At 43.3% G+C, this 13,294-nt stretch carries 8 protein-coding genes and 1 pseudogene; all 9 read left to right on the top strand.

Annotation, left to right across the window (positions count from 1 at the left end; translation table 11 throughout):
* Positions 1-412 precede the first annotated feature (412 nt).
* The 9 genes and pseudogenes from IQ19_RS24200 to IQ19_RS24160 all read left to right on the top strand — a co-directional run bounded on the left by IQ19_RS24200 (position 413) and on the right by IQ19_RS24160 (position 13,257).
* The gene (locus tag IQ19_RS24200; RefSeq protein ID WP_242021114.1) at positions 413-4,915 is read left to right on the top strand and encodes an endonuclease; all 4,503 of its coding nucleotides are present in this window, start codon (positions 413-415) and stop codon (positions 4,913-4,915) included.
* 604 nt (positions 4,916-5,519) lie between these two features.
* Entirely contained in the window at positions 5,520-6,257 is a 738-nt protein-coding gene (locus tag IQ19_RS24195) for a cell wall anchor protein (RefSeq protein WP_144545924.1), read from the top strand.
* Positions 6,258-6,263: 6 nt separating this feature from the next.
* Positions 6,264-6,884 (top strand): class D sortase, encoded by a 621-nt coding sequence (locus tag IQ19_RS24190; protein ID WP_144545922.1) that lies wholly within the window; start codon positions 6,264-6,266, stop codon positions 6,882-6,884.
* Positions 6,885-7,166: 282 nt separating this feature from the next.
* Entirely contained in the window at positions 7,167-7,916 is a 750-nt protein-coding gene (locus tag IQ19_RS24185; RefSeq protein WP_144545920.1) for a YveK family protein, read from the top strand.
* Positions 7,906-8,610, top strand: a complete 705-nt coding sequence (locus IQ19_RS24180) for a CpsD/CapB family tyrosine-protein kinase (RefSeq protein ID WP_144545918.1) — start codon at positions 7,906-7,908, stop codon at positions 8,608-8,610. Before IQ19_RS24185 ends, IQ19_RS24180 begins: the two co-directional genes overlap by 11 nt.
* Positions 8,611-8,709: 99 nt before the next feature.
* Complete coding sequence (locus tag IQ19_RS24175) at positions 8,710-9,474, top strand: tyrosine-protein phosphatase (protein ID WP_144545916.1); 765 nt, start codon at positions 8,710-8,712, stop codon at positions 9,472-9,474.
* 443 nt (positions 9,475-9,917) lie between these two features.
* Positions 9,918-11,738, top strand: coding sequence for a polysaccharide biosynthesis protein (locus IQ19_RS24170; protein WP_144545914.1), 1,821 nt, complete (start codon positions 9,918-9,920; stop codon positions 11,736-11,738).
* 13 nt (positions 11,739-11,751) lie between these two features.
* Positions 11,752-12,636, top strand: a pseudogene (gene galU, locus IQ19_RS24165) (UTP--glucose-1-phosphate uridylyltransferase GalU).
* A 384-nt stretch (positions 12,637-13,020) separates the two neighbouring features.
* Positions 13,021-13,257: a prepilin-type N-terminal cleavage/methylation domain-containing protein gene (locus IQ19_RS24160; protein ID WP_144545912.1), complete on the top strand. Its 237-nt coding sequence runs from the start codon at positions 13,021-13,023 to the stop codon at positions 13,255-13,257.
* The last annotated feature ends 37 nt before the right edge of the window (positions 13,258-13,294 follow it).

The following is a 13,294-nucleotide window of genomic DNA, read 5'->3' as shown; positions in this document are numbered from 1 at the left end:
TTCAGTCCTATAAAGGATGGGTCAGCTCACAGGAACGGCCAAATTAAAATACTCGGAAAAGGCTGTACCATTCCTTGTTACAGTAGAAGAGCAAAACCCATTCACTAGTAAAAAGACCGTAAGAAAAAAATCGGTTATGAATACCAGTACAAAGAAACGTTAAAAGGAGAATTAACAGTCGATAATCTATTATGAAATAACGGAAAGCAAAATTCGACAAAATTCGGGTGGTGCCTGGTACCAAAAGGGATTATAAACACCCACAAAGACCTATGACCTAGTAGTCCGATTATCTCATTTTTCCTTATTCATACAATATTTACAAATATCTGATTGTACTGCTAATAGTGGCATGATTAACTAGAGTTGGAGTGTCGGAAAGTGTTTAAATACTAGAATAGGAGAGGATTATATGATAGGAAGACGTCCCAGGAAGATGTTCAGCCTTGTGTCTATTTTTGCCTTAATCCTAAGTCTTTTTGCTCCGTTTGCTTCTGCAAGTGCAGAGGATGGAGCAATAACGGTTGCTGAAGCTATTGCAAATAATAGCGGGACAGCGACGGTGGAAGGGTATATTGTGGCGTTTGCTACTGGTGCCAACAGTATCACGCAAGACCCGTCCAAGTTTAGCAATGATTACAATTTTTCCATTGCGGATTCACCAGATGAAACAGATAAAACAAAAATGCTTAATGTCCAGATCGCATCCGCGTACCGGGCAGAGTTTGGGCTACAGACCAATCCCGATAATATCGGCAAAAATGTCAGTGTGTCCGGAACTTTAACCTCGTACAATGGGATGCCTGGATTGAAATCCCCGACGAACATGCAGTTCATTGAGGATGTTCCAGGTACTCAAGTAAGTGAAGTGACAGCAACCCCTGAAGCAGGAGGCGTTGAGAGCGGAACAGAAGTTTCTCTATCCACTTCAACTTCAGATGCTGCGATCTATTACACGCTTGATGGATCGGAGCCAACATCAGAAAGCACTCTTTTCACAAATCCAATCGTCATAAACGATTCCACTACCATCAAAGCTTTCGCTGTCAAGGAAGGCTTGGATAACAGTGCAGTTTCAACGTTCGAATATAGTATTCTCCAAGAAAAAACAATCGCCGAAGTGCGCGCATTGGAGCTGGGTGAAACAGCTCTTACATCAGGTGTCGTGACAGCCGTGCTCGGATCAGCCGTTTACATACAGGACGAGACAGCAGGAATCGTCCTTTACGGATCCAGCCTTAATGTCCAGCCTGGCGATCTTGTTAGAGCAAAAGGAAAAGTAACCGATTTCAGAAGCCTTCTGGAGCTGGATGTACAGGCTTCAGATGTTCAAGTGATTGAAAAAACAGATGTTCCTGCAGCGCAAGTTCTTACTGCAGCAGGGCTTAATGAAAATAAAGAAGCCACTTTGATAACGATTAAAAATGTAACAGTACAATCATTCTCAAGCGGAAACTACACAGCGGTTGATGCTGAGGGTACATCCTTCCAAATCAGACCGGATGATTCTTCTCTTTTAAAAGTGAATACCACCTATGACTCTATGACAGGTGTAGTAGGTTCATACAATGATGTCTATCAGCTGATTCCGCGCAATGCCGGAGACGTGATTTTAGACTCCAGCAAAGTTCAGCCGGTAACAGCATCTCCTGGTCCAGGACTTGTTATGGAGGGAGATAAAATCTCACTATCCACTGGAACGGACGGAGCAGCAATCTACTATACAACCGATAAAACAGAACCAACAGATAACAGCAAAGTTTACAGCGAACCAATTGAAATCACGAAAAATACAACCATTAAAGCCATTGCGGTAAAAGAAGGCTTAAAAAGCAGCGATGCGGCTGTATTTGATTACATCATCCAAAAGGCCGATGTGCGCATTCACGATATTCAAGGTGAAGGGCATTATTCCCCATACAATGGCCAAAATGTAAACAATGTGGAAGGAATTGTGACGAAGATCGTTAACAGCAGCAACTTTTACATGCAGGACCTGCAGCCGGATGATAACGAGAATACATCTGAAGGAATTTTAGTCTACAAGAGATCTCACGGTGCAAAAGTGGGAGATGTGGTGAAGGTTAGCGGCGAAGTGACCGAATATGTATTGGAAGGTTATGCAGAGCGATTCCAGACAGATCTGCCGGTAACAGAAATTGGCGCTTCTGCTGTCGAGGTAACCGCTTCCGGGCAGACTCTGCCTGAGCCAGTTGTCATCGGTGTGGACCGTATACCTCCAACAGAAGTGATTGATAACGACAGCTTCTCAGAATTTGATCCAGCACAGGATGGCATTGACTTCTTTGAAAGCCTGGAAGGAATGCTTGTGCAGGTGAACAATCCGAAGGTAGTGGCTCCTCAGAAATACGGTGAGCTTATTGTGGTACCGGAGAACATCCCAACGAACACATCTGCCGGCGGATTAAGAATAGCTGAAGATGATTTTAACCCTGAAAGAATCACGATTGATATTAACAATGAAAAATTTGTTGCGAAAATGGGCGACAGCTTTGCTGGTCCAGTTCAGGGTGTTGTCAGCTACGGCTTCAGTAACTACAAAGTATTGAGTGACAGTGCTGCTCTTCCTGAATTGATTCAGGGCACTAACGAACGTGAAGTTACAGATATTACTCGTGAAGACGATAAACTAACGATTGCCTCTTATAATGTGGAGAACTTCTCCCCTCAGGTAGATGCTGAAAAGGTGGAGAGACTGGCACAGGCAATCGTACAAAACATGAAACAGCCTGATATCATTGGACTGACAGAAGTTCAGGATAATGATGGCCCAACAGACAGCGGCACAACTGATGCAACCGAAAGTGCGGCATTGCTGATTGCAAAAATAAAAGAGCTGGGCGGCCCTGAGTATACGTATACGGACATCGCCCCAATTGATAAAATGGACGGCGGACAGCCTGGCGGAAACATCCGTGTCGGCTTCCTGTATAATCCTGAACGTATATCCCTAATGGACAGTGAAAAAGGAACAGCAACAGAAGCAGTTGATTTCGAAGAGGGCAAGCTTACGCTGAATCCAGGACGTATCGATCCGACAAATGAAGCGTTTGCTAATAGCCGCAAATCATTGGCTGCACAGTTTGAATTCAACGGGGAAAGTGTCATTGTGGTGGCCAATCACTTTAACTCAAAAGGCGGAGACCTTCCGTTATTCGGAAAAGTTCAGCCCCCAGTGTTAAACAGTGAAATCCAGCGCATGAAAATTGCCAATGTGATTAATGGCTTTGTAAAAGATGTTAAAGAGGAAGACCCGAATGCGAATATCGTCCTGCTTGGGGACTTTAACGATTTTGAATTCTCCAATCCTTTGAAGACTTTAAAGGGTGAAGTATTGACAAACATGATCGAAAAAGTGCCTGCAGAAGAGCGTTACTCGTATAACTATCAGGGGAATGCACAGGTGCTTGACCATATTCTGGTATCCAATAATCTGGCAGAGAGAACAATCGTGGATATCCTTCACATTAATTCAGGCTTCATGGAAGAGCATGGCCGTGCGAGCGACCATGATCCGGTTCTGATTCAAACCAGCCTGAAAGAGAACGTACAGCCAGAAGAGCCGAAATATGACCATGTGTTTAATCTTGTAAACTACCATGCGAAAAAATATGTAGTCGGGCCGCATAATGCTTTGGTCACAATGGATGCGGACTCCACCTTAATGGAAGGCCTGTGGCTGAAAAAATCAGCAACCGTTAAAGGCGAAGGCCTGAAGCATACAAGAGTCGTGATTAGCTCAGCGAACAAAGGAGCCATCATCGACCTGACAGGTGAAGAGATTAACGAAGTAATGATCGAAAGCGATAAGGTCGCGGGAATCCGCGGTGCAGAAAACGTCCAAAAGTGGACAATCGGGAAAAAGGCAGATCCTTCTCACATCAAGTTCACGGATTCAAAAGGAAAAGAGATGGATAATCCTTATGAGCCAAAGGTGAACAAAGCGCCAGTGGCTGTAAAGAATATCGAGAATGTAACAGCAGCTTTAGGCGAGCAGGCTTCACTTGATCTAAAAGAATACTTTTCAGATCCGGACGGAGATACCTTAACTTACACGGCCACAATTGGCACAGTAAATGGCTCCATTCTAACACTTCCGACTGAAAATGCAGGAACAGCTTTAGTAGCTGTAACAGCAAAAGATGGGAAAGGCGGCGAGGTTACAGCCCGCTTTTCCCTTACGGTGGAAGAAGCTGCAGGACTGGAAGGCTATTATGAGGATGCTTCCGGAAAAACAGGCGAACAGTTAAAAGCTTCCCTGCATGAAATCATTTCCGAACAAACGGTTATTTCCTACAGTGATGTATGGGATGCCTTAAAAGAAACAGACCAGGATCCGAACAATCCTAATAATGTCATCCTGCTTTACAGCGGAGAGTCCCGCTCGAAGGACTTGAATGGCGGAGACCTTGGTGACTGGAACCGCGAGCATGTCTGGGCGAAATCCCATGGCAGTTTCGGAACAAGCATGGGACCTGGCACCGATGTTCATCACCTCCGTCCAACAGATGTGAAAATCAACAGCATCAGGGGAAACCTTGACTTTGATAATGGAGGAACGGCAGTCAGCGGCTGTGAGGGCTGCTACAAAACAGCGAGCTCCTTTGAGCCGCCAGACAGAGTAAAAGGTGACGTGGCCAGAATGCTCTTTTACATGGCCGTACGCTATGAAGGCAACGGAGAAGTGGATCTGGAACTGAATGAAAGCCTGAATAATGGTTCCAGCCCTTACCACGGAAAGCTTTCCACTCTGCTCGAATGGCATAAGCAGGATCCGGTCGACGACTTTGAGCGAAACCGCAACAACATCATCTATGAAAAATGGCAGCATAACCGCAATCCGTTCATCGACCACCCTGAATGGGCGGACATGGTCTGGAAGCAGGCAAACTAAACAAAGCAGCCGATAAGACCAAGACTTATCGGCTGTTTTGCGTAATATGAGGATCAATAGCAGTCCCTTATAAACTCAGGAATGGCTTCAGAAAGGCAAGATGAATAGAAAGTCGCGGTAAATAGATACCTACTTCTTTTGTACTACCCATTCGGCGAATTTTAAGATATTTTTGTCGCCAATATGGGAAAGATGACCGTTTTTGTCTAGGAGGAACGTTTCATTTTTGTAAAATACCGGAAAATCGGTTTACAGATGGAGAAGCGTGGTATTAACATTAGGAACAATAAATTCCATATATGGGATTCCTATGTCTTTTGGAGAAGATTTTTTGGGATGAATCGATACATACTGGCGTTAAGCGGAAAAAAGGCACAGTTTTGTTCTTTTCCCATTTACCCGGCTTTAATCGTTTTTAAGCTTCCAAAAAATGTTCAAATTATTTCATGGGGATATCAAGTCTGTGATCCTATTAGAGAGAGTTAGCCACAAATCAGGGGGGGTGATGATTAGCAGAAGCAAGTGCTTAAAAATACTTATCAACTTGTACGCTTGGGTTTTGGAAGATGCACAGTGTTTAAGCACTTGTGTAGGAATAACGAAAATGGAAGGTGACAATGTGACTTTAAAAAGCAAACTCAAAAACGGAACGAAGATTGCAGCACTTAGCCTTGGGATTACCTTTTTAGCAGCTGCCCCGGGAACAACGGCCATGGCAGCCTCCGGTTCGGATTCTGCCGCACAGGAATTGGTTGACGCTCTAAATGTATTAAAGCTGGATCAGGTTGATTATCTGTATGCCTATTTGCAATCCATTGAGCTGTCAGACAAAGAGGTTAAACAGATCAAAAAAAATACGAAAAGAGCAAACCAGATTATCAGAAATACGGAGAACATTGATGCACTTCCGAATTCAGCAAAAGTTGAACTTCTCCGTTTATTTATGGACAACATTAAGCTCCTTCAGCTACAGGCAAAAATTGTAGATGATTCTGGAAACGAGATCAATCTCGTAAACTATGAACCAGGTACAACAGGGGTGAAAATCCAGCTTCTGGATAAGGCCGGCAATCTGCTTGCCACTCTTGATCCGACAAAAGCTGATTTAAATCCTCAAGTGCTTATTAGTAAAATCAATGCGCTGCTTGCTGCAGTGGAGGCACTGGCGGAATTAAGCGATAGTGGTGTATTTGTGCCAATGCCAAGCGCTGAACTGCCAAATACAGCGACCGAGCTTCCAACGATGATCGCGATCGGCGGCCTGCTGATTGTATTGGGCGGCGCTGGACTTGTTCCTGCAGTCGTTTATTCGAGAAGAGAAAATAAAGCAGCAGAGGCCTAATCCTTAATGAAAAAGAAACGAAGAAAAAGAAACAAATGGAAGTGGGTGCTCTTTGGCATCCCCATTTCCATCATCATGCTGGGGATCGGGATTGTGGCTTATTTTGGCATGGACTTAACCAAACAGTCTGTGATGCTGGCTCGCTCAGCCACAACAGAACATAAGCCCGATCTGCCGCCAAAAAAGTTCAAGCAGGCCTGGCCGGAGCTTCCGGCACCGGGTGAAAGCCTTGGTGATTTAACGTTTCCATCCCTTGATCTATCTGTTCCTGTCGTCCAGGGCACGCATGAGGAAGAGCTGAAAAAGGGTGCCGGGCATTTTGCAGGCAGCGCCTTGCCTGGACAAGGCGGACATGTTCTCTTAAGCGGACACCGTGATACCGTATTCACAAAACTACAATACTTAAAAAAGGGGGATCAGGTGACCTTTTCCACGAAATACGGCGATTTTGTCTATGAAGCGACTGATTTTGAAATCGTTCCGGCTGATGACATGACCGTAAATGTGGCGAAAGATTATGAAACCCTGACCCTGACAACCTGCTATCCATTCGATTTCATTGGCGATGCGCCTGACCGGTATATTGTCTATACAAAGCTGGTGTCCATGCCTGAAATGGATGGCTAGTTCTCATGTTGAGTTTGGAAGAAAAAAGGAGAATAGAGGGATAACTTATTCCCTTTTTTCTTCTCTATTAAGCTAATCTTCTGCCGTTTCCTTCTGCTTGGTGACATTTAAAAAGTAAATAATTCCAATGTTAAAAGAAACCTACAATTTCATTTCATTACTGTTACAATACTCTTATGACAAAATTTACTCTTTTTGTCTAAATTATTACATAAAAGCAAAACTATATAACTAATGTGCTATAATACTCTTGTTTTAGTCATTACCAACCAGGAGGAAAATATGGAAGAAACAATCAGTTTAAAAGAATTGCTGCAAACGTTAAGGAAAAGATTGCTGCTCATTCTTTCTATTACGTTTATTGCCGTTCTGACAAGTGCCATTGTTAGCTATTTTTTCTTAACACCCATCTATCAGTCTTCGACACAGCTTCTTGTCAACCAGGCCAAAAGTGAACAGCCGGTCTATAATCCCAGCGAAATCCAGACCAATTTGCAGCTGATTAATACGTATAACGTGATTATTAAGAGTCCTGCCATTTTGGATCTGGTAAGAAAAGATCTGGACCTGGATATGTCCACGGATCAGCTTAATTCCAAGATTACCGTTGGAAGCGAAAAGGAATCTCAGGTGGTGGCCATAACGGTGCAGGATCCGGATCCCTACATGGCTGCAGACATCGCCAATACAACAGCGGTTGTTTTTCAGCGCGAGATTTCCCAAATCATGAATGTGGATAATGTAAGCATCCTCGCGAAAGCAGCAGTAAAAGAGAATGTAGCACCTGTAAAACCGCAGCCGGTTTTAAACATGGCCATTGCGATGGTTGTCGGTTTAATGACCGGTGTCGGCTTGGCGTTTCTGCTGGAGTATTTGGATAACAGCATTAAGAACGAACAGGATGTGGAAAAGCATCTGGATGTTCCACTCCTTGGAGTGATCTCGATTATAGAAGATGCCAACGATCAGAAAAGCAGAGGCAAAGTAAAGGCGATCAAAGCGGTAGGCGGTGAAAAGAAGAATGCTGTTTAAAAAGAAACCTAAAAAAGCTGCAAGAGACAATAAACGCCGGCTGGTAACCATGACAAGCCCAAAATCTCCGGTCTCGGAGCAATATCGGACAGTGCGCACCAATATTGAATTTTCAGCAGTGGACGAGGAAATACGATCCATTATGGTCACATCTTCCGGTCCAGGCGAAGGGAAGTCCACGACCGTTTCCAATTTGGCGGTTGTGTTTGCCAATCAGGGCAAAAAGGTTCTTTTAGTCGATGCGGACCTAAGGAAGCCAACCGCCCATTATACATTTGATGTGAACAATATAACCGGACTAACAAATGTGTTAACGAAACGGACCACTTTAGAGAAAGCGGTAGTTGAAACGAAAGAGCCGAGTCTCTTTATACTGCCAAGCGGCCCGATCCCGCCAAACCCGGCGGAGCTTCTTGGTTCAAAAGCCATGCAGGATTTTTTGGAAGAGGCTTATCAGGAGTTTGATATGGTGCTGTTCGACACGCCTCCAGTATTGGCGGTGGCAGATGCACAAATCCTGGCGAATCATTGTGATGGCAGTATTCTCGTAACGAGAAGCGGCGAAACAGAGATTGAGCAGGCAGAAAAAGCAAGGGACCTGCTGCAATCAGCAAAGGGCAAGCTTCTTGGGGCTGTACTCAATCATAAAAAGCTGCAAGACTCTCAATACTATTATTACTATGGTGGAAAATGACACAAATTTCGACAAAATAACACTCTTTACCCTGTTGCAGTAGTGTTATATGATAAAAAAGACCTATAAATTAACAGCTAATTGGAAAGGGTGTAGAGGATGATTGATATTCACTGCCACATTTTGCCTGGTGTAGATGATGGCGCCCAGGATATGAACGAAACGCTGGCTATGGCGAAGAAAGCAGCACAGGAAGGCATTGAAAAAATCATCGCTACACCCCACCATAAAAATGGACAATACCATAATGAAAAATTAGAGATCCTGGAAAAGGTAAGGGAAGTAAACGAAGCACTCACAGCCGAAGAAATACCTGTGGAGGTGTTACCGGGGCAGGAAAACCGGATTTATGGGGAGTTTTTAGAAGACTATGAATCTGGCGGAATCATGACATTAGCGTACTCGGATTATGTTTTTATCGAACTGCCGTCAGGGCATGTACCCAGATATACAGAAAAGCTTCTTTTCGATATTCAAATGGGCGGCCTCACCCCGATCATTGTCCATCCGGAACGGAATGCAGAACTGGCAGAAAGGCCGGACCTTTTATATCACCTCGTGAAAAAAGGCTCCTTAACCCAAGTAACGGCAGCAAGTGTCTGCGGACATTTCGGGAAAAAGATTCAAAAATTCTCCCATCAATTAATAGAAGCCAGCCTGACTCACTTCATTGCATCCGATGCCCATAACACCAATAGCCGTGGGTTTAAAATGAAAGAAGCTTTCAGCCTGATCGATTCAAAGTTTGGTCCTGACATGGTGTATCTTTTTACCGAAAATGCGGAGCTCCTCGTTCAGGGACAAAATGTAATGAAGGATATCCCGGAAAGAATCAAAAAGAAAAAATTTCTTGGCCTGTTTTAAGCCGCTAGGCCCTCCATTTTATTAAATTGAACTACCCTTCAAAATTTTCAATAGGGTACCAATATATAATAAAAATAGAAAGAGTAACCATCAGTGAATCCTAGCTTCTGAATAATCAAATCCGTTTATAATCCGGCGATGCCTCCTTGCCGTTATCAAAGGAGACACTCGATTATGCTGTGGGAGTTCATTCTCCTTAGGCCCAAGTGGCCGCTAGCGTAGTGTGAGGGCGGGTTCGATGCCCAAAATTTTTTTGCCATTCTACCAAAGAATTCGCTTTCATCATCTTTTTTTGAGGGTAATTGATGAAATCTAATAGATGTCTAATGCTAGTACAGGAGCAGTCCTGTTTTATCATTAGATATTTATTTTTTGCCCGTGCACATCCATTATGTTACATAAGTAGGGTTATTTCCCTGCGCATCCTAAAGGAGGCTATTTGATTGACGTACCAAAAACGGCTGACATTTTTAATCTTATTGGATTCCCTAATTGTATTATCGGCAATTTATCTCAGTTATTTAATCCTTCATCCAACTTTTCAAATATTTAAATATGAAACGTTGATGCTTACCTCGATTACGCTGCTGCTAAGCCATCATTTATTTGCTTCCATGTACCGTCTCTACAATAAAGCATGGGAGTATGCAAGTGTGGGTGAGCTCGTTACAATCGTAAAAGCAGTAACCCTTTCGATCATGGCGACTGGTTTCATCCAGTTATTAATCATAAACAATATCTATGTCAGAGCATTGGGTCTTTCATGGATGCTTCATGTATTGTTAATCGGCGGTTCACGCTTTTCATGGCGGATTTACCGGGATCGTTATATTAAGCCTCAGGTTGAGCAAAAGCGTGCGCTCATTATCGGAGCAGGTGCTGCAGGCACCATGCTGGTACGGCAGCTGCTAAAAAACTCGGACGCAGGCATAAAGCCGGTAGCGTTTATCGATGATGACCTAAGAAAGTATAAATTGCATATACTTGGCCTGCCCGTAGTGGGAGATTCTAAACGCATTGCAAAGACAGTTGAAACATTAAACGTTGATAAAATCATTATCGCTATTCCTTCCCTAAGTAAAGAAGAAATGAAGCGTATTTTTGAAGAATGCTCCGGAACAAAAGCCAAGACCGTGATTATGCCGATGATGGAAGATGTCATGCTTGGCAAAGTTTCCGTAAACCAGTTCCGTGATGTACAGGTAGAAGACCTCCTGGGCCGAGAGCCGGTCGAGCTGGATATTGAGAGCATCTCGAAAAAATTGACGGGAAAAACCATTCTCGTTACAGGTGCGGGCGGATCGATAGGATCAGAAATCTGCCGCCAAGTATGCAAGTTCCAGCCGAAGAAAATCCTTCTATTGGGACATGGGGAAAACTCCATTTACCAGATTGATATGGAGCTAAGAAATAAACATAAAGATAAGATTGAGATTAGACCAGTTATCGCTGATATCCAGGATCGGGCACGAATATTTGAAGTCCTGGAAACGCATAAGCCGGATGTTGTTTATCATGCAGCAGCCCATAAGCATGTCCCTTTAATGGAATACAATCCGAAAGAAGCAGTAAAAAACAATGTGCTTGGGACGAAAAACGTAGCAGAAGCGGCTGACACATTCGGGGTTGGGACCTTCGTTTTGGTTTCCTCTGATAAAGCGGTTAATCCAACAAACGTAATGGGGTCGACAAAGCGAATTGCGGAAATGGTTATTCAGGAATTGGATAAGCATAGCAAGACAAAGTTTGTTGCCGTACGTTTCGGAAATGTGTTAGGGAGCCGCGGCAGTGTGATTCCATTGTTTAAAAAGCAAATCCAGGCTGGCGGGCCGGTAACGGTTACCCACCCGGATATGACAAGATATTTTATGACAATTCCGGAAGCATCAAGACTTGTGATGCAGGCGGGGGCGTTGGCACGCGGGGGAGAGATCTTTGTACTGGATATGGGCGAGCCGGTAAGGATCGTAGACCTAGCGAAAAACCTGATCCGGTTATCAGGCTATACAATAGAAGAAATCGGCATCAACTTCTCGGGCATCCGACCAGGAGAGAAAATGTATGAAGAGTTGCTTGGGGAGAAAGAAGTTCATAAAGAAGCGGTGTTTCCGAAGATCTTTATTGGAAAAGCTGTTCTGGAACAGGAATATGAAGTTCATTACTTAATTGAAAAATTTGATCGAATGTCTGCTGGTGAAATCAGTGAATTTGTATTGAATTTGGCCAATAAAAGAAAAAACAATGTTCTATTGATGGCTGAATAAGGGGGAGATTTGAATGAAAAAAGTACGGAAAGCCATTATTCCTGCCGCCGGATTAGGGACAAGATTCTTGCCGGCAACAAAAGCCATGCCAAAGGAAATGCTGCCAATCGTCGATAAGCCGACCATTCAATACATCGTGGAAGAGGCTGTCGCTTCGGGAATTGAAGATATTATTATCGTAACCGGTAAAGGAAAAAGAGCGATTGAAGACCATTTCGACAATTCCTTTGAGCTAGAAGAAAACCTGATTCAAAAACAAATGTTTGATCTACTTGAAAAGGTAAAAGAGCCTTCAAAAGTTGATATTCATTATATCAGGCAGAAAGAGCCCAAAGGACTTGGCCATGCTGTTTGGTGTGCAAGGAAATTTATCGGTGATGAGCCTTTTGCCGTGCTACTGGGTGATGACATCGTACAAAGCGATACTCCGTGCTTACGTCAGCTGATGGATGAGCATGAAAGGACGCTTTCATCGGTGATTGGGGTGCAGACAGTAGCGGAAGAAGAAACGTATCGTTATGGAATCATTGATCCTTCAGATCAAATTGGACGCAGGTACCTGGTAAATAACTTCGTAGAAAAACCAAAACAAGGAACTGCTCCTTCGAATCTTGCGATCATGGGTCGTTATATTTTGACTCCGGAGATATTCATGTTCTTGGAACAATAAGAGCTTGGGGCTGGAGGGGAAGTGCAGTTGACTGATGCGATTCAGAAGCTGAACCAGATCCAGCGTGTGTTTGCTTATGACTTTGAAGGTGTACGGTATGATGTTGGGGAGAAGTTCGGGTTTATAAAAACAACAATTGAAATGGCTCTTAAAGATGATAGCCTGAAAGATGAACTGATTCGATTTATGGATGAAAGGCTGAGTGAATTAAAAATCATAGAGAGTTAAGGCAGACACAATTCAAGATAATCATGTGAAAATTCTAGATATGCCATTGATTATTGGGTGTATCTAGAGTTTTTGTGTTTTTACGGGAATTTAGGTGATGTCTGCTTGCATTTATTAAATAAGGCACTGGGTTATGTTGTGGGTTGGAATGGAGCCCTAGATACGATTGGTTGTCGGGAATGTGGCGTGAGGGTGGGGTTGGATGTCCAGGGTTGTTATTTTTTTGTTGGGCTTCTTCCTAATTATATAGCGATTGGGAGGGGACTGTTTTTGTTTATGATATTTTATGTTTCAGAGATTGTTAATGAATAGGAGAAGCTCTTCGAGCTTTGTTTAATAGGCTAATTATTTTTAGCATGGTAATCAAGCAAGGAGGAAAGAGAGGTGAATTGGAAGGATATTAAAGGGTTTACTTTGGTGGAAGTAATTTTGGTTATTGCTATTGTTGGGATAATTGCAGGAATTGCAATGCCTTCCGTGGTTAGCATTATTGAAAAGTCAAAGAATGACGTCTGTAATGTTAATGTTTCTGAAGTGGAGAGACATTATGAAGTTTATTTGGAGATAGAGTCTATTGATCGAGGTGACTATCATATATGGATAACAATTTTAGTGGTTTAGAAGTTGGTTGGAGTACTAGTTTTGAAGATTCCAATTA

It is taken from the genome of Cytobacillus oceanisediminis, from assembly GCF_007830235.1.
Taxonomy (GTDB): Bacteria; Bacillota; Bacilli; order Bacillales; family Cytobacillaceae; genus Cytobacillus; species Cytobacillus oceanisediminis.
The sequence above is the reverse complement of the archived record's forward strand: the minus strand, read 5'-3'. Positions and strand labels throughout refer to the sequence as shown.